Source organism: Clostridium fungisolvens (genome assembly GCF_014193895.1).
Lineage (GTDB): Bacteria > Bacillota > Clostridia > Clostridiales > Clostridiaceae > Clostridium_AR > Clostridium_AR fungisolvens.
This window is the reverse complement of sequence record NZ_BLZR01000001.1, coordinates 479,832-502,451: the sequence shown is the minus strand read 5'-3', so window position 1 is coordinate 502,451 and position 22,620 is coordinate 479,832. Positions and strand designations below refer to the sequence as shown.

The following is a 22,620-nucleotide window of genomic DNA, read 5'->3' as shown; positions in this document are numbered from 1 at the left end:
TTCATATATTTTTATAACTTATATCCCTTGCTACAATGATCTTTCCAGTAATATTACCTTCTTCAAAAATGTAATCAGCAATTGATTCAGCAAGAATATAGTTACCATTATTTTTTCTTATTCTATGGACGATAGGTGTAGTATGGCTTTTTTCTAAGTTAATAAGTATCCTAGCTTTTAATATTTCTTCTGGATGAGTTATGGTAAAAAAACTTGCTCCAACTACCCTCTCTTCTTCAAATCCAGATAGCGAATAGAATTTTTTTGATGCATAGTTTATTCTTCCAGAAACGTCTACTAAAAACAAAATCTCCTGTAAGTTGTCTTCAATATCCATATATGATTGAATAAAACTTTCAATATTTTTCGAATAACCTTTCACCCTATTTTCTATTTTTTTATCTATACAATTCTCCTTAATTATAGCATTACTCACATAACCATCTCTAACTAAATTGGTCTCTTTATTTATCAATTTATTCCATGAAATCTTGAAATACACTAGACCGGTGATTAGTAAAGTACTCATAACAACTTCAGCTGCAACTATAAAAACAGAATTTTGCCCCCCTGAATAGAAGGCATAATACTTTACAAAGATAGGCATTAAAGTTGAATATACCAATAAATTGGAGAAATCATTCTTGTTGTTTACATTATATATTATTGAAATTATGACCACAAATGAATTTACTAGCAAAGTATCTATATATGTCGTTACTATTCTTTGCTCGGATAAATTCAAGCATTGAGGTAATATTATATAAATGTCAGCTAAAGTGGTGAATATCCCCAACAATAATCCAATCAGTAGTATTAAAATATTTTTCTTTCTCAAATGAAAAATCCTGGTTTCACTGTACTTCAATGCGAGCAATATAATTATAGGTCTTAAAGTAAGACCTATAGTAAATGGATAGTTAACAATGCCTGTAATGAGATTAGCATTAGATCCACTAATATTTAAGTTTGTAAAAACTTGCCTAAATATAAATTCAAAACAAAAATACATATAACTAAAACAAATAGCTATAGGTATTGCTCTATCTTCATATGAAAGATATTTAAAGCACATATACAAAAAAAATAAAGAGATCATCATTATTACAAATTTAAGTCTATTTATAATTTCATGAAAATTGTAAACTTGATATCTTTCCAAAACCTTTAAGGATATGGCAAATAATATGATTAGCAAAAAAATTATCATTGTATTAATTTTTACATATTTAGATAGTTTTTTGTGTATTTGTAGAAAATAGTTCATATTATTATCCACCTATTATAAAAATTGTAATTTACTAATTAATTATACTATCAATTATCATTTTTTAAAAATTTAATTATCGCAATTATCGATATATAGTTATATTTTTTTGGCTTCATTTACCTAAGTTTTTAATTAAATAATAATGAATTAAATAATTTTTTATAAACTCACTGTCCTGTTCTAAAAAAGTACAGAAATAAATCACATTTTTATCATTAATGTATATTTTTGTAGCATTAAAAAGGTAGATTAAGCGACATTATTAAGTAATAATAAAAAAAGTAAAAGCTAATGATCCATATTTGACCTTTAGCTTTTACTTTAAGTTTGTATTCTTGTATCGATTTATAAGAGCTATTTAGCTATATTCTTATAATATTTACACATATGCTTTATAGGGCATACCTCACATTTCGGATTTCTCGCAGTGCAACATCTTCTGCCATGAAATATTAATAAGTGATGGGCCAAAGACCATTCTTTCTTCGGAAGCTCTTTTTGAAGCTGTAACTCTACATCATATACATTCTCAGAATCGGCGAGGCCAATTCTATTAGAAACTCTAAAAACATGAGTATCTACAGCAATCGACGGAACTCCAAACGCATTTGAAAGTACTACATTAGCAGTTTTCCTACCAGCTCCAGCAAGAGAAGTTATACCTTCCATAGTATCTGGTACCTCTCCATTAAAATTCTCTTTAAGCTGCCTGCACATCATCATTATATTTTTCGCTTTATTTCTATAAAGTCCTATTTGCTTTATTCTATCTTCTAATTCTTCTTGCGATATAAGTAAAAAATCATCCACTGTAGGATATTTCTCAAATAAATCCTTAGTTACTTCATTCACTTTTTTATCAGTAGTCTGAGCTGAAAGTATGGTAGCTACAAGAAGCTGAAAAGGTGTTCCGTAATCAAGTTCGCACTTTGCATCAGGATACTGCTCTTTTAATAGTTCTAGTATATTTCTCGTGCTTTTCTTCATTTTGTACCTCCATTGTGATTCCATAATTACATTGGTTAATTCTTATATATTTAGTACGAAGTTAACAATTTTTTTAGTAAGCTACTATTATCATAAAATTAATGTGTCACACCGGAGATACTATATGAGTGAGCTATTAGAATTAAATGATTTTCGGAAATGGAATAGCGTTAATAAACTGTATTGTCCGAACGTAGTGAGTTATACAGTTTTAGCTATGGAATTGTAGAAAATCATATTAATTCTTTGCGAAACTCATTAAAGTATCGGAGGAGTGACACATTAATTTTAGCAAAGTACTTTAATGTAATCTATTCCTTAAGCCTTTCAATCATTAGTTTATACTGCTCTAAATATGGAGAATTAAGTTCTTCATTTGCAATATCCTTGTTTTGAAACAAAGCTTTCCGTATGAGAACATTCCTTCTTAAAACATTTTTACCTCTCCACCCACAAGATGTTATTTTAAAACTACTTTTAAAATCCGAATTAGATATATTTATTATTTTATCCACATCATCATCATTCATAAAATTCATTGGATAAAACTCTTTTATAGGCGAAAACTCTTTTCCTTCATTAAATGGACACTTTTTCTGACAACTATCACAACCAAACACTCTTCCATCCATTAACTTAGCGAATTTATCGTCTATCTCTTTTTTCTGTGTTATGTAGGACATACATATATTAGGGTTCTTCTTATTTAGATTAATTGATTTCGTAGGACATTCTTTATAGCAAATCTCACAACTACCACATTCCGTAAAATAATTTATATCATTAAAAGTACGATTTGTAGACTCTGGAATATTCAAATCCGTTATTATTTCACCTAAGAAAACATAGGAACCATACTTCTCAGTTATAATCATATTGTTTTTACCAATAAACCCTACCCCTGATAGATATGCAATGTATCTTTCAGGCAATGTGTTACTGTCTGTAAATGCAACTGCTTTCCCACCTAATTCATTGATGAAAGCTACTATTTTTTCTAGATAACTATGTACTACAGTATGGTAATCCATACCTCTAGTATACACAGAAAATCCATTTTCTATATAATCCACATTATGAAGATAAGGGAAAGCTATAGATACTATAGTCTTTCCCTCACTCATATAATGATTTGGATTTATTCTTTTTTCTATATCTGTTTCTTCAAATTCATTTTCTATACCTTGTGATTTTCTTTCAGTGTAGAACTCTCTTAACTCATTGAAAGTTCTGCATTTTGTAAAACCAACAGTATCTAATCCTAAATTCATGCAAAATCTTTTAATTTCAACTGATAGATTCATAAACTAAATCACCATATCATTATATATTTTCTTTCTTCTACCTCTAAAATCTTCTATCTCGATTATAGGTAAATTTCTTACAATAAATCTTGCTGGTATACCAACTGCTGTTGCACCAGCTGGGATATCTGTAAGCACCACCGAGTTAGCCCCAATTTTTACATCATTCCCTATATTTATAGGCCCTAGAACCTTAGCTCCTGTTCCTATAACTACATTATCACCAACTGTAGGGTGCCTTTTACCTTTATCTTTTCCAGTGCCTCCAAGAGTAACCCCATGATATATGACAACATCGTTACCTATAACACTAGTTTCTCCGATAACCACTCCCATACCATGATCAATAAATAAACCTCTGCCTATCTGAGCACCTGGATGTATCTCTATACCTGTAAAAAGTCTTACTACCTGAGATATTAATCTTGCTATAAAGAACATCTTCCTTTTATAAAACCAGCTAGATACTCTGTGCCCATTAACTGCATGAACACTTGGGTAAAGTAGCAAAACTTCAAACCAACTTCTTGCTGCTGGATCATTTTCAAGTATCTTTTTTATATCGTACCTAAGGTTCTTAAACACCTATTATCACACCTTTATATTATTCATATAGGCCCATTGAAAGATATTTTTCTCCTCCATCTGGTGCTACTACTAAGATTTTTTTGCCTGGACCATATTCCTTAGCTAATTCTAAAGCAGCATGAAGTGCACCACCTGAAGATATGCCTATAAGTACACCTTCGTTAGCTCCGAAGTTTCTAGCAGCTGCAAATGAATCTTCTTCCTTAACTTGAACAACTTTATCAACTACTGAACTATCGTATATTTCTGGAATAAATCCTGCACCTATACCTTGTATCTTATGTGGGCCAGGTGCTCCACCTGAAATTACTGGTGATTTTTCTGGTTCCACAGCTACTACTGTAACATCACTCTTTAATTCTTTTAGTTTCTTACCAACACCTGATATTGTTCCACCAGTACCAACTCCAGCAACAAATACGTTTATGTCTGGTAAATCTTTAAGTATTTCTTCAGCTGTAGTTGCATAGTGTTTTTCTGGGTTAGCTACATTTAAGAATTGTTGTGGCATGAAATATCCATTTTCTTTTACTAATTCTTCTGCCTTTGCTATAGCACCCTTCATGCCTTTAGCGCCTTCTGTTAATACAAGTTCAGCTCCATAAGCTTTTATTAAGTCTCTTCTTTCCTTACTCATTGTTTCAGGCATTACTATAACAACTTTATATCCTTTTAATTTTCCAATCATAGCTAACGCTATTCCAGTATTTCCACTTGTAGGTTCTACTATAGTATCTCCAACTTTTAGTAGTCCTAAAGCTTCAGCCTTTTCTATCATACCGTAAGCAGCTCTATCTTTAACACTTCCGCCTGGATTAAACTTTTCAAGCTTTACATATACTTCAGCTGAATTTTCTCCTGTTAAAGTGTTTACTTTTAGTACTGGTGTGTTTCCAAGTAATTCTAATGCATTATTAAATAACATATCTTCAACCTCCAAAAATTATATTTATTATTTTATTAGTTATCTTAATTTTTAAAATTATCCATAGATTTTTACTACATTATAGTTCACAAAAGAATAAAAATTCGCTAATGCGCCCTTCTTTAGTGAATTTTTTGCGCATCTGCCTTTCCGAATGTATATGAGGAAAATCTGGCAGGCGATATATTCTGCTTTTTTATTCTTTAGTTTTGTACCAATTGTTTTTTAGGACTAAATTTAGTTATATATAAGTTTTCACTCCATTAAAGTTCACTAAAGAATAAAAAAAACTTCATCTCTTTATTAGAGACGAAGATAATTCGCGTTTCCACTCTACTTAGATCAAAATGATCTCACTCACGATAAGCACTACCATGCTTTCTTGCTATAACGGGCATCCCGGGATCACCTACTAAAAGTTCAGCTACCTGCTCCAAAGCGCACTTCTCATAAAATCCAAGTAGAAGATTCACACCATCTCTTCCTCTCTGAAACCTTCATTTATGATACTTTTCTTTTTCTTTGCATTTAAAGTTGAGTATTTTGATATGTTTAGTCTTAATTTTATTATATGCTAATTGTCTTAAATGTCAACAACATTTTTCTATAATATTAAACTGCTTTTTTTGCTTTCTTTTTCCAAATAGGTAATAAGAATTCATCTACAATATCATGAATTAAAACTATACCTACAAGCTTCTCCTCATCATCCACTACAGGAACAGATAATAAGTCATATTTGGTTATAAGCTCTATAGCATCTTCTATATGAAAATCATGTTTAAACTTTAAAGTATTCCTATCCATTATATCTTGAAGCTTAACTTCTCTTCCATTCATGACTAACTGTCTTATGGTAACTGCCCCCTGAAGTTTTTCATTCTCATCTGTTATATATACACAATGCATAACTTCTTCATCAGGCTGCATTTCTCTTAATAAATCTATGGTTTCTTCGATTGTTACATCTATATTAAAGGATATAAAATCTTTATTCATTATACTTCCAACGGTTTCATCTTCGTATCCTAATAACTCTTTTACCTCTTCAGCATCTTCTGATTCTAAAGATACTAAAATCTTTTCTCTTTCTTCTTCATTGAGTTCATCTAATAAATCTGCAATTTCGTCATTTGGCATATTTTCAAGTATTTCCGCCGTCTTTGATACACTTAAATCTCTTATTATTGACCCTTTGAACTCTGGTTCTATTTCTTCGAGAGCATCAGCCACTAAGTCATCATCTAGATTTTCAAATACTTGTTTTCTCTGTTTATCATCAAGTTCTTCTAATATATCTGCCAAATCCGCAGGATGTAAATTTGATAATTTCTTATAAGGTACTGATAGCTGCAAACTATCATTTATTAGTTCTAAAGTTTCTACATCATCCCACATTAGTGCTTGGTCAGTAGTTTCTTGCTTCATAAACTTAAGTATTACTTTTCCAAAGCTTTCTAATCCAACTCTTCTATATCTCGCAATTTGACCAGTTTCAACTGCTACAACTCTATACTCACCTGCAATTTCTGCAATTCTTAAGTCGTTTACTCTAACTACCTTTTTTCCATTTATATCTACTATCTTTTTATCTAAAAGGTTTTGTGTAAGCAAATAGGTATATTTTCTTGGCAATATTTCCTTGCTTCCTCTGGTCTCAATCCTTATCTTATTACCATCCTTTAGATAAACATCTACATTTCTAAATTCATAATCAAATACTGAGCCATCTCTTTTTATCTTATATCCAATAATTCTTGGATACCCATCTTCTGTAGTAACATAAACATCCTTTAAGATACCAAGTACATCATCAAACTCATCGTAGATCTTTTTATTTAGTATAGAACTATAAAGAAATACAGACAATCTTTTCATCATTCTAACCTCCCTCAATATTCAATAAGGGCCTTAGCTAGAGCATATACACAAGGTTCATGATAAATTTCGCTGAAGCCACTCATTGAAGACTACTCTATTTAATTTTCTTTGCGACCTACTATGAGGGCCACCCTCCATTTAATTTCACCACCCTGATAATAAATTATTTATTTTTAAGTATTCGTTATAATTTCAGTACACTTCCATGAACTTACTTATGCGTGTCTATCCATCAGATTAATCCTTTATGCCTTAGTAAATTAGAACCCTAAAGCATAACTTATTGCATAAAAATAGAAAAAGGCCCGTTAAGGCCTCTAAAATTCAACTTAATATCTTAATATCACTACGTTGAGTTTTAGCACTACAAAACTTAAGACCTCTCTTGGTCTAGCTACGTTAAGTTATACCTTGCTTCGATAAAACCTGTTGACCCATTGGCATCTCTCGATGTTTCCGGGCAGTAGCGTGCATTCTTGTAGGAGCCTCACCTAACAATGAAATATTCACTTTCTATAATATATTATATTACTTTAGGTCCAAATTGCAACCTAAAATCTCCAAATTTACAATATGAATTTGTTTATCATCCATTTTTACAAAATCTCGCAGGAATTCTCCGTTTTACTTTATATTCTTCCATTTGACTTATTCCACTTTTATTTTATTGGTCATTATGATAATATAACTTAGTGATATGAAAAATCACTTATGTCATTAAAAAATAAAAATACACTAATTTGATATACATAACCCAAAAATGATTTTATATTTTTCAAATTCTTTATAATTGGTCTAACTTTATGCACTACTTTTTAAATTTAGAGTTAATACATCACAGCTCCTAAATTTAAAGATATTTCATAAAAATGACTAATTTAATAACTTTAAGGAGTCTTATAATGAATTTATCAAAAGAATTTTTACCTATTAGTAGAGAAGATTTAAAAAGACGTAATATAGAGCAACTAGATTTTATAATAGTTACAGGCGACGCTTATGTAGACCACCCTTCCTTTGGCACCGCTATAATTGGAAGAACCTTAGAAGCAAATGGCTTTACAGTTGGAATAATACCTCAACCAAATTGGCATGATTCTGAGGACTTTAAGAAATTAGGAAGACCAAGATATGGTTTCCTAGTAAACTCAGGAAATATTGATTCTATGGTAAACCACTATACTGCTGCAAAGAAAAAAAGAAGAGATGACTTCTACTCACCAGGTGGTGAAGCAGATCATAGACCGGATAGAGCCGTTATAGTATATTGCAACAGAATAAGAGAAGCCTTTAAAGATATTCCTATAGTTATCGGAGGAATTGAAGCATCACTTAGAAGATTCTCTCACTATGACTACTGGGATAATAAAGTAAGAAGAAGCATACTACTAGACTCTAAGGCCGACTTATTGAGCTATGGAATGGGAGAAAAGACTATAGTACAAATCGCTAATCTTTTATCCTATGGTATGGATGTAAAAAAGATTACCGATGTAAGAGGAACATGCTATCTAACTAAAGATATAACCAATCTTAACGGTTATGTATTAGTTCCTTCCTTTGAAGAAACGGCTAGCAGTAAGGAAGCATATGGTGAAAGCTACAAATTAGAATCTTACGAACAAGATCCAATAATAGGCAAGACTGTTATTCAACCTCATGGAGATAGATATTTAGTTCAAAATCCTCCTCAACTTCCTTTAACTGAAGAAGAGATGGATATAACATATAATCTTCCATACACTAGAACCTATCATCCTATATATGAAGCTAAAGGTGGTATCCCTGCCATAAATGAAGTTAAATTTTCAATTACAAGTCATCGAGGCTGTTATGGTTCATGTTCTTTCTGTGCTTTAACCTTCCATCAAGGAAGAATAATACAAAATAGAAGCGGGGATTCAATAGTAGATGAAGCTAAACTTCTCACTACCCTAGATGATTTTAAAGGATATATACATGATATAGGTGGCCCTACTGCTAACTTTAGACATAAATCTTGTAAGAAACAAGAAAAGTTTGGAACTTGTAAAGATAAGCAATGCATGTTTCCTAAACCTTGTAGCAATCTTATCACCGATCATAGCGAATATTTAGGAGTGCTTAGACGAGTTAGAACTTTGCCAGGCATTAAGAAGGTATTTATCCGTTCTGGAATAAGATATGACTATTTAATTCACGATAAAAATAATGAATTTTTCTCTGAACTTTGCAAACATCATATAAGCGGACAGCTAAAAGTTGCCCCTGAACATGTTAGCGATAAAGTATTAGCTCAAATGGGGAAACCTACAAGAGAAGTCTATGATAGATTTGTAAAAAAATACTACCAGGTAAATGAGAAGATCGGTAAGAAACAATTTTTAGTTCCTTATCTTATGAGTTCGCATCCTGGAAGTGACCTGAAAGCTGCTATAGAATTATCTCTTTATATAAAAGAAATGGGTTATACTCCAGAGCAGGTACAAGATTTTTACCCAACACCAGGAAGTATATCAACAACAATATATTATACTGGAGTGAATCCTTTTACTGGAGAAACAGTTTATACACCAAAGACTCAAGAAGAAAAAAGTATGCAGAGAGCATTGTTACAGTTCGCTGTTCCAAAAAACCATTCTTTAGTTAAAAAAGCATTGCTTAAGGCTGGAAGAGAAGATCTAATAGGTAAAGATAAAAACTGTCTAATAGACTGGACTCCAGCTAAAGAAAGAAACTATAAGAGTAGTGGTAAAAAAACGAATAAACAAGATTCTTCTAATACAAAAAATAATAATATCAGCAAGACATCTGGTATAAGCAATAAGAGCAAAACCTCAGAAAAAAACCATAGTAAAGATGGTAAAAGCTTCAGCAGCAAGTCTGACAAAAGCACTAATACTAGAAGTAATTCTACAAACGTAAGAAGCAAAAGAGTACATTAAAACACTAAAAAAGAACCTTTATATTGATAAAAATCATACTTTAAATATGTTTTTTATCAATATTGGTTCTTTTTTATTTTGGTGCTGTTAAAGCTTTTTTCTTAAATTAAGTTGTCATACATCCTATGCTTTTAAACATAGCCCTTGTTTTAGAATTAACTATATCAATATAACTTCTTAAACAACCCAATACAATAATTAAACACTAGCAAAGTCACTAGCTCGCTTATAACACAATAGGGATACAAGCTTACTCCAAAAAGTTTTATTAAGTTATCTAATATTATAAATGCAGTGGCAATTATTGTCAGCCTAATTCCAGGCTTATTTACAAACTTTCTGTCTAATGCCAAAATAGATAGGACTAGAATTATTGTTGGAACTACAATAAATGCTAGTGTAAATATATATTCTGATTTTAACATAATTATATATCCAAATTTTAACGATATACTTATGTTAGGCTCGTAAACAGCTAAAAGTATAGCGTAAAATATTACAAAGGCAGCCATAATGCTGTAAGTAGTAGAAAATTTAATTTTATCATTCCTTCTGCAAATATAATATATAATATACAAAATAACTGGAATATAAACATACTGCAGAAAAACTAAGTACTTAATATAATATATATATTTTTGGTCTTCCAGTAATGCAAGTAAAATCAAAGTAATATACTTTAGCATCACAAATAATATCATAAAAATTGATACAGTCTTAATTTTAATTGGCGCCCATCTTAATAGCTTGTCTAATATAAATATGCATAAAAAAATTATAAGTAATAATATTACAAAGTATAGATATACCCCTACCATATCACACCTCTTAATATTTTGGTTCTCAGCCTTAAGCATTCAAATAATTCTCACACTACTATTAAGTAATAAAAAAACTAATATTGCTTACAAAGCTTAAAGAAACTCTTACTTATAATTTATTAATGTATTATTTAATTTATTCCTAAAACCTTTATGCCACCTTCTACACATTCCAAACGTAACGGAAATCCTGGACCTTTTTCACCATCGATATCTGTAACGATATCCTCATCTGTTTCTATAGTAACTTCCTTAGTCTTAAAGTATATAACCTTAGGGTCATCTAAATGTTCCCCTCTTATAACTCTTATAAATAAAGGTATTAAATCCTTTATAGAAACAGCTTTAAAAACTATTACATCTAAGTAACCATCCATAACATCAGCTCGAGTAGCTAATTTAAAATTTCCTGCTGTTTGCCCATTAAATACTAACATCAGATACATATGGCCATCATACTCTAATTCTTTAGACGAGATCTTAACCTTAAGTCTTCTAAAATTAGGTAGTTGCTCAAACCCTTTTAAGTAATAGGCAAGCTTACCTATCATATTCTTTAAATTTTCATCAGTTTTTTGGGAAACATCTGTAAATAGACCTGTACTTGCTACATTTATAAAATACTTATCATTTATTTTTCCTATATCTACAGGTTTAGGAGAACTATCTAATATTTTCTTACAAGCAGCTCCTACATCTGATGGTATATCTAAAAACTTTGCAAAATCATTTGCGGTTCCTACTGGTAATATTCCAATTGGCAAATCTATATTTTTAGACTTCATAGCGTTCACTAATGAGTCTACAGTTCCATCTCCACCTGCTACTAAAATATAGTAATATTCTTCATTAATATCATTTAGAGCCTCTGATATGTCTGACTCTTTATTTATTCTGTAGGGAACAATTATATATCCATATTCTTGATGTATACTTATAACTTTATCTAATTCATCTAGAATAACATTTTCACCTGAAAATGGATTATATATAAATTTCACCTTTCTCATAGAATACCTCCATAATAACATTATGTAAAATTATTGAATTTTTTACATCATATTCTTTCTAAAATCAATCATTAAACATTATAGCAGAATTATAAACTTATGTCGAGGTTGTCCCATCAGCCTGAAATTTCGATTTTAATTATAATATATTAGTTATATATTCCAAATGTCAAATATCAAACTATTTAATTAACAATCTTTATACCCTAATGTATTCTTAAACTAATTTAACTTAATTTCTAACTGGGTGCTTACAAAAACAATTAATTTTCATATGTACTGCTTTATAGACGAACCACTTCATAATTAAACTTATATTTTCAAATTCTCCTCTCAGGACCCAGAGGAGTTTTGAAAATTGATTTCGGATTGAAGTGTTTCATCTTTAGATGAACCACTTCATAATTAAACTTATATTTTCAAATTCTCCTCTTAGAAACCAGAGGAGTTTTGAAAATTGATTTCGGATTGAAGTGTTTCATCTTTAGATGAACCACTTCATAATTAAACTTATATTTTCAAATTCTCCTCTTAGAAACCAGAGGAGTTTTGAAAATTGATTTCGGATTGAAGTGTTTCATCTTTAGATGAACCACTTCATAATTAAACTTATATTTTCAAATTCTCCTCTTAGAAACCAGAGGAGTTTTGAAAATTGATTTCGGATTGAAGTGTTTCATCTTTATTCATATAATTTATGTTTTCTAAGTAAATATTATTTAAACTTTTGTTATATCATAATATATTATAGCCAATTTCAAGATTATTATAGATTTACACAGTGTCCAAATGGTATTTTATTAGTAAAACAAGTGAAAATCATTAAATATCTACATTTAATGATGAATATATGAGATTTTACCTCTTATACTTTTATTAAAAATGAGTTATAATTATTTATTGATGATGGAATTATATTTATTTTACTAGGAGTGATTATATGAGAAAAAGTAGTATACCCAATTTCTTTACATTTGCAAATTTATCTTTTGGAGTATTCTCAATACTTGCAACGCTAAATGCGGATTATTTTTTAGCAGCAATATTTGTAATTATAGCTGCACTTATTGATAGATATGATGGAAGAGTCGCACGTTTTCTTAATGTATCTAGTGAGCTAGGTAAAGAACTAGATTCTTTAGCAGACTTAGTATCTTTCGGCGTAGCTCCTTCTATATTAATTTACTCGCAATTCGGTTTCAACAGCTTTGGTCCAAGAGGCCTATTAGGATATTGCGCCTTGATTATATTCCCTATATGCGGAGCTTTCAGACTAGCTAGATATAATTTAGCTGAATTTGATGGTGTGTTTAGAGGAGTTCCAATAACAATAGCAGGCAGCTTAATGGCTATATTCTCTCTAATTACAACGAGATATACTGTACCAATGGTTTTACCTGTAATATTAATGTTAATCTTCTCTTATCTAATGATTTCGAATTTTAAACTAAAAAAACTTTAATATACAACAACAGATTAGAGGACCTTTTAGGTCCTTTAATCATGTTCAAAATCCTTATGATCATCTTCATTCTCGTGGTGATCTTCACAATTTCCGTCTTCATGATCCCTCTCCCTATCATCACAAGGTTCACAGTTGTCATTTTCATCATCTCTATCTTTATCATGATCTTCACAATCATCGTCTTTATCATCCTTTTTGCTTTTGCGTCTCTTTCTTGTATTTGGCGGATGAATAGGTTGCCTTCCTCCAGGACCCCCAGGACCTCCAGGACCTCCACTTGAATTTTGGAATAGTAAATCATTATCTATCTCTGTTAATATTATAGATTTTTGAGCAGTTTTTACTGCAATTACATCTGCTTTAATTCGTATGTAATCAAGATAGCAGCATTCAACACTTTGAATAACATTAAGTAAGACATCTATAATATCACCAAGCTGATTAGCTCTCTTTATAGCATCTCTTACTTCTTTTTTTCTAGCAAGTGCAATTCCATTGAGTTCCCCTGCACCACCTATAAGCAATCTATATGAATTAACGTATTTTGTTAAGAGATCAGTTAAATTGTTTACCTCAATAAAATATGAATCAAATAACTCTTTAAAGCTTTCCATTCAATCACCCTATTATTGCTATCATAACAATATATTAAATTATTTATTATTTAATTCCTTACAAAAAACGCCAACTTTATAGTGCCTTCTACAAAAACACATTAGCTTGCTCAATAAAGAACAAGCCAATACATTTTATATGTTACTTCGCAATAATTCATCTATAAATTCATCATCTACTGTCCTAAAAAGCTCATTAAATAAATCTTCATCTTTCTTCTTTCTTAAAAGTTCCTCCTCTGTTTCGTTGTCAACAAAATCAAATAACTCTATATTCTTCATTACAACTGGAAAAAAGTATTCATCTGCATAAGAAAATTTCATGCTATTTTCCTCCTATTTATCGTTACAATCTGTAATTGGCTCAAAATAAGCTCTAGGAAACTTACATAAAGGACATACTTCAGGAACTTGTTTTCCTTCATAAATATAGCCGCAATTCATACATCTCCAAACTGATTCAGTGCTAGATTTAAATACAGTTCCACACTTTACCTTATCATATATATCTTTAAATCTTTCTCTATGACTCTCTTCCACTTCTCTAAGTTCCTTATAGAAGTTTGCAATAGCTTCAAACCCTTCTTTTCTAGCTATTTCTTCGAATTCCTTATAGATGTTATTAGTTTCTTCCCCTTCACCTTCCATTGCATCTAACAGATTTTCTTCTGTTGATTTCACCATACTTAAATACTTTGCCCATGCTTCTCTTGCATGAGCATATTCATTTGATGCAGTTAAATCAAAAACTTGCCCTATCCATACAAATCCTTCTTGCCTTGCCTTTTCAGCATATAGATTATATTTATTCCTTGCTCTCGACTCTCCTGCAAAGGTTTTTAGTAAATTCTTTAAGGTTTCACTGTCCTTTAATTTCATAAAATTTCTCCTAAAAATACTACACACATTAATATATTCAAACATATTACAATTGTTACCAACTATGCTTTAACAGCGCCAAAATGAAAAACCGCGGTTTCCCGCGATTTTTTATTTTGTAATTATCTTCTTAGTTTCATCACAAACTATGGATATATCCTGCAGTTCTTTGGTCTTAGTAACCAATACTACTTTATAGCCCCATAATTCTTGAACATACTTTAACGTTTCTTTAGCATAAGCTATATCTAATTCTCTTCCGTCAAATACATGCTCTAAAGTAAGAGTATTATCTCTTCTATTTAAATCTATAACTCTTATATACGGTATACTTCCGACCCCAGTGTTAGTCGCTATAGTATCTCTTATTTTTTTCCATCCTGACTCATCAGCTACTTCATCAACTACATAATCAAAGCCTTTTTTAGCATATTGGAACAAATTAAGTTCAGCACATAATTCTTCAGTAAGATATTTTCTTAAAAACGAATTATCCCTCTCAATAGCTCTAACCTCAAAAATCTTATCTCTGCCATATCTCTTTTCGATATCCTCAAGAACTCTAAATCCAATATAATAAGGATTTAACCCTCCTAGCATCGGAGCAACTACATCATTATGTCTTTTTAAGAATTCAAAATGCAATTCCTGAGGAAGATTGAGCTTCTTAAGTATATTATAATGCCAAAAACTCGCCCATCCTTCATTCATTGTTTTTGTTTCAATCTGTGGTAAGAAATATAATGTTTCTCTTCTTACTATAGTTAAAAGACTCTTCTCCCAATCTTCCAAATCACCATAATCTATTATGAACTGTAACAAATCATCTTCCGGACTTAAAGGAATTTTCGATAAATTAGGCTCCTCAATAGGATCATTACTATCTAAGATTCCTCTACTTTCAACTTTTCTTGAATAATCCTCTATAAGTCTTTTCCTTTGCTCATTCTGTGATACTTTTTTCTCACCGATAACACGGCTAATCTGATATCTTATGGCATGAGCTGCATCTAAAACTCTTTCCACTCTCTGATATCCTATGCTTGGATTATTGATATATCGTCTCACAGTCTCTGCATCTAACTTGAACATCTCTAAGGTATGGTCTGCATCAGTACCTTCCTTAAATAATCTGTTATTCTTGAAAAAGTCATTATGTCCATACACATGGGCCATGGTTAATATTTGAAGAAGTAATGTGTTGTCCTTCATTAGATATGCCAAGCTTGGGTTAGAATTTATCACCATTTCGTATGGTAATCCAGTGAGATTTAGTGAATATAGTGTTCTGTTTTTCTCGTAAGCTTTTCCGTAACTCCAATGAGGATATCTTGATGGCATTCCTACATAAGCCTCGTAGCTTAACATTTCATTATACCCTATTATTTCAAACTCTTGGGGGTAAAAATCAAGACCTACTTCCTTTGCCATATCTTCTATTAATACGTTCCATTTTTCTAATTCTCTAACTGTATAATCCATCACCCTTCCTCCTTAAGCTCCTTAGATAGCATAAATTTCAATGCATTCCACAGGTCTTTCTTTTCTTTCACTACAACCATTGCAAAATTCTTCTTTTTTATTTCCTTCAGAAATCTGTAGTACATAGTTGTAGAATAAGTAGAAGGCAACAGTTCTGCATAACCAAATAAATTACTTATTTCACATAGATCATTTACTGCTTTTATAGCTCTTTCATTATCTTCGCTCCAGTTATCTCCGTCAGATGCATAGAATGGATATATGTTCCACATGTCTGGGTTATATTTCTCCCTTATAAGCTCTAAGGCCTTGTTAAGTCCCGAAGATATATAAGTTCCGCCTGACTCAGCTTTGTGGAAAAATTCATATTCATTAACAACTTTAGATAATGTGGTATGTGATATAAATTCAAAAGCTATATTGTTATACTTTCTTCGTATAAATCTAGATAGCACGAAGAAAAAAGATCTAGCAAGAAACTTCTTTGAATTATCCATTGATCCAGATACGTCCATTATAAAGATCATAACCGCATTACTTTCTTTTTTAGGTTTTTTCTTTACCTTATAATATCGCATATCTTCTTCTCTAAATGGAAATCTTTCAATCTCTTCACCTTTTCCAATTTCAGCCAGTGCCCTTTTCTTGCCTTGCTTTCTAGCTATTTTGGCCATAACTGTCTTCTTTTTAGCAAGTCTTGGATTTATTCCGTACCTTTGATAACCTCTTTTTCGTCCAGAACTTTCTACGATTATCTCCGAATACTTCTTTCTATCTAAGTTAGGCAGATCAAGATCTTCAACTATATAATCTAATAACTCTTCCAAAGTTATTTCAGTCTCATATACATCTTCACCTTCTTGATTGCCAGCAGAGCCGGGGCCATTGCCCCCTTGCTCTGAAGCTTTACCTACCTTATCTCCTCTTTTTTCTTCGCCAGTACCATTTGCTACCCCGCCATTATTGTTTCCGTACACAAATTGATACTCTTTTATCCCTCTTATAGGAATTTTAAACTTCTTATTTTTTGATTCTCCGATTATACTTTCCTCAGAAAGTATATCTCCTAAATTTTCTTTTATAGACTTTTCAACTAACTGCCTATGTCTTCTTCTATCTTCTATAGCTCTATCGTGTTCAACTGGATTTTCAGCATGGTCTCTGAATATTGCCATATTATCAATCCTTCCACAAGTTGTTTGCAGCGTATTTTAATATAACATCGCAGCAATGAGGGCAATATCCATTCTCTTTCATTTCTTCTACCATAGCATTATACTTCTCATCTTGTTCCTTATCCCTAACTCTAGATTTAGTTATAATTCTGGAAAGATCCCTTACTGAAGCTGTAAGCTTTTTCTCAATAGCTTCCTTCAAAGGTTCGTAAGCAGTATAATCTATATGGCCACCATTTCTCACAACATAGAACATATATGAAGTTACATCAGATCTAAAGCCTTTAGCTGAACTTTCTGAAATACCAATCTGCTCTTCTATACTTCTCATAAAGCTTTCATCTGGATTTAATTCCTCTCCAGTAGAATTATCTTTAAGCTTAGTTTTATTAACATATGCTTCTGCATTATCGATATAGTTGTTAAATAAACTCTCAGCTTGCTCTCTAAAAGAATGTATAAATGCCTTAGTTATTTCTTTTTCAAGTATCTTATTGTATTCCTTTCTTAATGTATCCTGTATAAAACCAAGATACTTCTTCTTATCTTCTTGTGATGTATCTAAATCCTTAACTGATTTTATTAGGCTTTCCATGATACTTAAAGGGTTTATACATGGATATTCAGAACTTGAAAGAGCATTATCAATAGCTTTAATTATAAATCTAGTTGATATTCCCTTCATTCCTTCATTAGGACCTGCTTCTTCCTTGAGTTCTAACAGATCTAATCTCTTTGTAGAACCCTTTTCTACTATATCTTCACCGTTGTATATCTTTAGCTTAGTTATTGGGTCCACCTTTGCTGATGGAGATAATCTAGAAAGAATTGCAAACATTGCAGCAATGTCTAGAGTATGAGGAGCTATATGAGCATTAAAGTTACTCTTCTTTATTATCTTCTCATATATCTTCTTTTCTTCATTTAATTCCATACAATATGGAACTTCAATCTTTACTATTCTATCTAGTATCGCTTCATTTGTATGATCTGACTTAAATTTATTCCATTCAGCCTCATTTGAGTGAGCTATTATAAGTCCATCGAAATAAATCATAGATCCTTTACCTGGTGAAGGAATTGATTTTTCTTGAGTTGCTGTTATTATAGTATGAAGATATTCAACATCATTCTTGAATACTTCTATAAATTCAACAAGACCTCTATTACCTACATTAAAAGCACCATTAAGTGAGAATATTCTAGGATCATCTTCTGGATACATATCCATCTTAGATATATCTACAGCACCAGTTAAAATAGATGTATCCTGATTGTTTGGGTCTACAGGAGGCACTACGCCTATACCCTTCCTTGATCTGATTGAGAACCCTTTAGTTTCTACTGGGAAGTCCTCATATCTTCCATTAAATTCATTCATTAGTCTATATCTGCATACAGGGCAAAGGTCTCCTTCTATTTGAACTCCCAGTGATTCTTCGAATTTAGGTCTAAGATGCTTTGGAATAAGATGAAGCGGTTCTTCATGCATAGGACACCCTTCAATAGCATATATTGGATCTGCCATCTCTAAAGCTTTCTTTAATGCCTCAACTAATGAGGATTTTCCAGCTCCAACTGGTCCCACTAAATATAGTACCTGCCTTGCTTCTTCTCCCTTCATTGAAGCTGAATAGAAATAATTAACAAGCTTCATCAATATCTTATCTATCCCGAAGAAGTCATTCTCAAAAAAGTTATACCTTTTTATCATTTCATTGCCATATATTTTTCTAACCCTTGCATTCTCTTCAGGTTTTAATATCTTTACACCCTTATCAACTATGATGTCATAGACTCTCTTGTGCGCCAACTTTGCTACATCTGGGTTTTCCTTTACTATTTCCAAATAATCTAGAAATGTCCCCTTAAACTTATGCTTATTATGTTTTTCTCTATCATTTTCAATAAATTGCTTAAAATCCATCTACATCTCCCTCCTTTTATAAAAATATATTCAGAGGGACAAACTATCTATGACTAATCTGATTTGAATATTTGTTAAATAAGAATTATTTTTATACTACACATCTTTATCCAATTTAGATTAAAGCTACTAAAATGGTATTTTTTCAGTGGATTATAAAATTAAAATTTTATTTTTCAAATTTAGATAATTTTATATTGAAAAGAAAAAAGCTATTAAGTTATAAAAACTCTCTAGCTTCTTATTCTTATAAAATTTATTTAATTATCACAGTACAAGAAATTGTATAAAGCACCTATTAAATTAGAATCATTTTCAAAAGCACACTTCTCTACAGCAATATCTAGTTTTGCATAATAGCTTTTCATTTTATCAAGCTTTTCATTTACAACATCATAGAAATCTGCTCTACTACTTATAGCTCCACCAATTAATATCTTATCAGGGTCTATGATATATTTTAAGTTAAATAATCCTCTTACTAAATAGTTGTACCATTTATCTATGATATTCTTTACTTGTTCATCTCCATTTTCAGCCATTTCAAAAACTTTCTTACCATTTAATTCTTCTTCATTTAATCCTTTTTCCTTTGCAACCTTTCTTACTAAAGCAAAGGTAGATGCATTATTACTCCACGTATGTCCTTCTATGTCATCACTGTCATCTACAAGCATGAATCCAAATTCTCCTCCATGGAGATTTTTTCCTCTAAGAATCTTTTTATTTACCACTACACAGCCACCAATACCTGTTCCAATTACTACACAAATATAATTTTCACAATCCTTTGCTGCACCAAGCCATCCTTCTGCCAATCCAGCACAATTCGCATCATTTTCAATGGATACTCTAAGTCCTGTTCTTTGCGATAGCAATTCTTTTACATTAGGACCATGTATGTAATCTACAGCGCTAGCTCCATAAATAATTCCGCTTTTTGGTTCTACAGCTCCCGGCATACTACAAGCTAGTCCCTCAATTTCATAAGTCTTCTTTGAACCTTCTACTAAATTTCCTAATACCTCAACAAACTCATTTATACCACTCTTTGGAGTAGGAATACTCCCTTTTTCATAAGCAACACCTTCTCCATCCATAATCGAATATTTTATTGCTGATCCTCCAACGTCAATAACCATATACTTACTCATAAAAATCTCCTCCATTGTAAACATTACCATATAAAGATATATTTCTTCTTATTATAGTATATTTTTTAATTTGCTGTTCAAAATTCAAACTATCTTTTAATTATTATTTTAGGTTTTAATTGCCATATATTTATTATGATAGAAAAAATAAAAAAATCAAAGACCTATTTTTTTATTTTTGGTCCTTGATTTTTGTGTTTAGTAATATACTCATTAGATACCAACAGTTTATAATATAATTTTTCAAGGTAATAATCTTTCAAACCGTTGATATAACTATATATTCATATAATTATATATAGTTATGATTTTAAATTGTTATATTGTTATGTTCTTAAATTCTTATAATTTCTCGTTATTTACCACATATCAACTAATTAACCTTGCTTTTCATCAAAATATGATTATGAACTACCCTAAGAACTCTTTCTCCATATCTATCAATTTTTTTCTCGCCTACACCGCGTATTTCTTTAAGTTCCTCTTTTGTTTGAGGCCTTAAGTTAGCTATCTGTATTAAAGTAGAATCAGAGAATATTATGTATGGTTTTACATTTTCACTTTGAGATAAATCACGTCTAAGTATTCTTAACTTCTTAAATAGTTCTTCATCTAAAACAGTATCATCATTAGTATCTTTAAGCTTTGCCATCACCTTTTCTTTGCCTTTAAGAATATCTATTGACTTTTTATTAAGCTTCAACATAGAATAGGTACCTTCTTTTTTATCTACAAAGCCTTCATCTATTAAAGTTTGTACTATATCCTTAATAAACTTTGTACTATATTCTTTCATAATACCGTAAGTTGAAAGTTCATTTAATTTGTTATCTAGTATCTTAGGCCCCGAATACCCTCTCAGTATATCTACCATCACAGATATTCCATAGCGTTCTTTAGTTCTATAAACACAAGAAAGAATTTTTTGTGCTTCTACAGTTATATCTCTAAGTTCATCATTATTTAGGCAATTAGAACAATTGTTACAGTATTCTTTTATATCACTTTCTCCAAAATATTTTAATATAAAATGCCTGTAGCAATTATGTGACTCACAGAAATCAACCATTGCTTGAAGCTTTCTAAGTTCAATTTCCCTTCTATTTAATACAGTAGAGGTATTTATCATATACTCTAGAGAAGGTATATCTTCTCTGGAATATAGCAAGTGACACTGGCATTTCTCGCCATCTCTTCCCCCTCTGCCAATCTCTTGATAGTAGTTTTCTATATTTTTAGGTAAGGAGAAATGAACAATATATCTTACATTTGACTTATCTATGCCCATTCCAAAGGCATTGGTTGCTATCATAATATCTTTTCTATCAAAAAGAAATTCATCTTGGAAGAATTCTTTTTCTTCGTCCTTTAGGCCTCCATGGTATTTTGCAGCACTGTAGCCTCTTTCTCTAAGATAGTCATAAAGTCCATCAACATCTTTTCTTCTTGAACAATATATTATTCCTGATTGATCCTCATGTTCTCTTATTATGTCCTTAACAAATTCCAGTTTATCTACTTCCTTATGTATATTCATTGATAAATTATCTCTATTAAAGCTACTTATATGTACATATGGATCCTTTAGTCCTAAAAGCTTCATACTATCTACCCTGACTTCTTCAGTGGCAGTAGCTGTAAAGGCTGTTATTACAGGCCTTTTTGATAATGAATTTACAAAGGGCAGTATAAATCTATAACTTTGCCTAAAATCATGTCCCCACTGAGATACACAATGAGCCTCATCAACTGCAATCTGAGATATGTTTAAGGTTCTTATGAGTTTAACGCAGTAATCTAACTCTAATCTTTCTGGTGCAATATATATCAGCTTATATTTTCCTATGAGTGCATCTTCAATTATTTCAACTATTTCATTTTTATTTATAGTGCTATTTATGAATGCAGCATTTATTCCTACATTATTTATACTATCTACTTGATCTTTCATTAAAGAAATAAGAGGCGATATTACTAAAGTTATACCTCCCATTAAAACTGCTGGTATCTGATAACAAACAGACTTTCCACCACCGGTAGGCATAACAGCAAATACATCTCTTCCACTTAATATGGTTTGTATTATTTCTCTTTGTCCTTCTCTAAAACTAGAAAAACCAAATACTTTTTTTAATACCTTTAGTGAATTATCCATCTGGCACCTCTTCTCTTGTCACATTTATACCTTTAATTATACTTTTTATACAATCCAAT

18 protein-coding genes, 1 riboswitch and 1 other annotated feature are annotated in these 22,620 nt (G+C 31.1%); of the genes, 2 read left to right on the top strand and 16 right to left on the bottom strand.

Annotation, left to right across the window (positions count from 1 at the left end; all coding sequences use genetic code 11):
* Position 1 precedes the first annotated feature (1 nt).
* From bsdtw1_RS01955 to bsdtw1_RS01930, 6 genes are all read right to left on the bottom strand, one after another.
* Entirely contained in the window at positions 2-1,267 is a 1,266-nt protein-coding gene (locus bsdtw1_RS01955; RefSeq protein WP_183275926.1) for a PAS domain S-box protein, read from the bottom strand.
* A gap of 357 nt (positions 1,268-1,624) precedes the next feature.
* Entirely contained in the window at positions 1,625-2,257 is a 633-nt protein-coding gene (nth, locus tag bsdtw1_RS01950; protein WP_183275925.1) for an endonuclease III, read from the bottom strand.
* A gap of 311 nt (positions 2,258-2,568) precedes the next feature.
* Entirely contained in the window at positions 2,569-3,561 is a 993-nt protein-coding gene (queG, locus tag bsdtw1_RS01945; RefSeq protein ID WP_183275924.1) for a tRNA epoxyqueuosine(34) reductase QueG, read from the bottom strand.
* Between the two features lie 3 nt (positions 3,562-3,564).
* Entirely contained in the window at positions 3,565-4,146 is a 582-nt protein-coding gene (gene epsC, locus bsdtw1_RS01940) for a serine O-acetyltransferase EpsC (RefSeq protein WP_183275923.1), read from the bottom strand.
* 19 nt (positions 4,147-4,165) lie between these two features.
* On the bottom strand, positions 4,166-5,074 hold the full coding sequence (gene cysK, locus bsdtw1_RS01935; protein WP_183275922.1) for a cysteine synthase A: 909 nt from the start codon (positions 5,072-5,074) through the stop codon (positions 4,166-4,168).
* Between the two features lie 302 nt (positions 5,075-5,376).
* Positions 5,377-5,606, bottom strand: a binding site (T-box leader).
* A gap of 80 nt (positions 5,607-5,686) precedes the next feature.
* Positions 5,687-6,952, bottom strand: a complete 1,266-nt coding sequence (locus tag bsdtw1_RS01930) for a magnesium transporter (protein ID WP_183279707.1) — start codon at positions 6,950-6,952, stop codon at positions 5,687-5,689.
* A 341-nt stretch (positions 6,953-7,293) separates the two neighbouring features.
* A riboswitch (M-box (ykoK) riboswitch) is annotated at positions 7,294-7,461 on the bottom strand.
* A gap of 396 nt (positions 7,462-7,857) precedes the next feature.
* On the opposite strand from bsdtw1_RS01930, the gene bsdtw1_RS01925 reads away from it, so the two are divergent.
* Positions 7,858-9,879 carry a YgiQ family radical SAM protein gene (locus bsdtw1_RS01925; RefSeq protein ID WP_183275921.1) on the top strand — a complete coding sequence of 674 codons (2,022 nt, stop codon included), beginning with the start codon at positions 7,858-7,860 and terminating at the stop codon, positions 9,877-9,879.
* 164 nt (positions 9,880-10,043) lie between these two features.
* On the opposite strand, the gene bsdtw1_RS01920 is transcribed toward bsdtw1_RS01925, so the two are convergent.
* On the bottom strand, positions 10,044-10,697 hold the full coding sequence (locus tag bsdtw1_RS01920; RefSeq protein ID WP_183275920.1) for a hypothetical protein: 654 nt from the start codon (positions 10,695-10,697) through the stop codon (positions 10,044-10,046).
* A 134-nt stretch (positions 10,698-10,831) separates the two neighbouring features.
* Entirely contained in the window at positions 10,832-11,710 is an 879-nt protein-coding gene (locus bsdtw1_RS01915; protein WP_183275919.1) for a YegS/Rv2252/BmrU family lipid kinase, read from the bottom strand.
* Positions 11,711-12,650: 940 nt separating this feature from the next.
* On the opposite strand from bsdtw1_RS01915, the gene pssA reads away from it, so the two are divergent.
* Positions 12,651-13,172, top strand: coding sequence for a CDP-diacylglycerol--serine O-phosphatidyltransferase (pssA, locus tag bsdtw1_RS01910; RefSeq protein WP_183275918.1), 522 nt, complete (start codon positions 12,651-12,653; stop codon positions 13,170-13,172).
* 35 nt (positions 13,173-13,207) lie between these two features.
* Here the strand turns inward: pssA and bsdtw1_RS01905 are convergent, their stop codons facing one another.
* From bsdtw1_RS01905 to recQ, 8 genes are all read right to left on the bottom strand, one after another.
* Positions 13,208-13,789 carry a hypothetical protein gene (locus tag bsdtw1_RS01905; protein ID WP_183275917.1) on the bottom strand — a complete coding sequence of 194 codons (582 nt, stop codon included), beginning with the start codon at positions 13,787-13,789 and terminating at the stop codon, positions 13,208-13,210.
* Between the two features lie 135 nt (positions 13,790-13,924).
* Complete coding sequence (locus bsdtw1_RS01900; RefSeq protein ID WP_183275916.1) at positions 13,925-14,113, bottom strand: hypothetical protein; 189 nt, start codon at positions 14,111-14,113, stop codon at positions 13,925-13,927.
* 12 nt (positions 14,114-14,125) lie between these two features.
* A complete protein-coding gene (locus bsdtw1_RS01895; RefSeq protein WP_183275915.1) occupies positions 14,126-14,668 on the bottom strand; it encodes a rubrerythrin family protein in 543 nt (180 codons plus the stop codon).
* A gap of 111 nt (positions 14,669-14,779) precedes the next feature.
* On the bottom strand, positions 14,780-16,150 hold the full coding sequence (locus bsdtw1_RS01890) for a SpoVR family protein (protein WP_183275914.1): 1,371 nt from the start codon (positions 16,148-16,150) through the stop codon (positions 14,780-14,782).
* Complete coding sequence (gene yhbH, locus bsdtw1_RS01885; protein WP_183275913.1) at positions 16,150-17,325, bottom strand: sporulation protein YhbH; 1,176 nt, start codon at positions 17,323-17,325, stop codon at positions 16,150-16,152. The genes bsdtw1_RS01890 and yhbH overlap by 1 nt, the downstream gene beginning before the upstream one ends.
* A gap of 4 nt (positions 17,326-17,329) precedes the next feature.
* Positions 17,330-19,252: a PrkA family serine protein kinase gene (locus bsdtw1_RS01880; RefSeq protein WP_183275912.1), complete on the bottom strand. Its 1,923-nt coding sequence runs from the start codon at positions 19,250-19,252 to the stop codon at positions 17,330-17,332.
* Between the two features lie 260 nt (positions 19,253-19,512).
* Positions 19,513-20,406 (bottom strand): ROK family protein, encoded by an 894-nt coding sequence (locus tag bsdtw1_RS01875; RefSeq protein ID WP_183275910.1) that lies wholly within the window; start codon positions 20,404-20,406, stop codon positions 19,513-19,515.
* Positions 20,407-20,779: 373 nt separating this feature from the next.
* Positions 20,780-22,561 (bottom strand): DNA helicase RecQ, encoded by a 1,782-nt coding sequence (recQ, locus tag bsdtw1_RS01870; protein ID WP_183275908.1) that lies wholly within the window; start codon positions 22,559-22,561, stop codon positions 20,780-20,782.
* Positions 22,562-22,620 lie beyond the last annotated feature (59 nt).

What these genes read in the sequence shown, in the direction of transcription:
- bsdtw1_RS01880 (WP_183275912.1), bottom strand. Translation starts at nt 19,252, where the DNA reads ATGGATTTTAAGCAATTTATTGAAAATGATAGAGAAAAACATAATAAG.
- yhbH (WP_183275913.1), bottom strand. Translation starts at nt 17,325, where the DNA reads ATGGCAATATTCAGAGACCATGCTGAAAATCCAGTTGAACACGATAGA.
- bsdtw1_RS01925 (WP_183275921.1), top strand. Translation starts at nt 7,858, where the DNA reads ATGAATTTATCAAAAGAATTTTTACCTATTAGTAGAGAAGATTTAAAA.
- bsdtw1_RS01895 (WP_183275915.1), bottom strand. Translation starts at nt 14,668, where the DNA reads ATGAAATTAAAGGACAGTGAAACCTTAAAGAATTTACTAAAAACCTTT.
- bsdtw1_RS01890 (WP_183275914.1), bottom strand. Translation starts at nt 16,150, where the DNA reads ATGGATTATACAGTTAGAGAATTAGAAAAATGGAACGTATTAATAGAA.
- recQ (WP_183275908.1), bottom strand. Translation starts at nt 22,561, where the DNA reads ATGGATAATTCACTAAAGGTATTAAAAAAAGTATTTGGTTTTTCTAGT.
- bsdtw1_RS01955 (WP_183275926.1), bottom strand. Translation starts at nt 1,267, where the DNA reads ATGAACTATTTTCTACAAATACACAAAAAACTATCTAAATATGTAAAA.
- bsdtw1_RS01920 (WP_183275920.1), bottom strand. Translation starts at nt 10,697, where the DNA reads ATGGTAGGGGTATATCTATACTTTGTAATATTATTACTTATAATTTTT.
- pssA (WP_183275918.1), top strand. Translation starts at nt 12,651, where the DNA reads ATGAGAAAAAGTAGTATACCCAATTTCTTTACATTTGCAAATTTATCT.
- bsdtw1_RS01900 (WP_183275916.1), bottom strand. Translation starts at nt 14,113, where the DNA reads ATGAAATTTTCTTATGCAGATGAATACTTTTTTCCAGTTGTAATGAAG.
- bsdtw1_RS01915 (WP_183275919.1), bottom strand. Translation starts at nt 11,710, where the DNA reads ATGAGAAAGGTGAAATTTATATATAATCCATTTTCAGGTGAAAATGTT.
- bsdtw1_RS01930 (WP_183279707.1), bottom strand. Translation starts at nt 6,952, where the DNA reads ATGAAAAGATTGTCTGTATTTCTTTATAGTTCTATACTAAATAAAAAG.
- nth (WP_183275925.1), bottom strand. Translation starts at nt 2,257, where the DNA reads ATGAAGAAAAGCACGAGAAATATACTAGAACTATTAAAAGAGCAGTAT.
- bsdtw1_RS01875 (WP_183275910.1), bottom strand. Translation starts at nt 20,406, where the DNA reads ATGAGTAAGTATATGGTTATTGACGTTGGAGGATCAGCAATAAAATAT.
- queG (WP_183275924.1), bottom strand. Translation starts at nt 3,561, where the DNA reads ATGAATCTATCAGTTGAAATTAAAAGATTTTGCATGAATTTAGGATTA.
- cysK (WP_183275922.1), bottom strand. Translation starts at nt 5,074, where the DNA reads ATGTTATTTAATAATGCATTAGAATTACTTGGAAACACACCAGTACTA.
- bsdtw1_RS01905 (WP_183275917.1), bottom strand. Translation starts at nt 13,789, where the DNA reads ATGGAAAGCTTTAAAGAGTTATTTGATTCATATTTTATTGAGGTAAAC.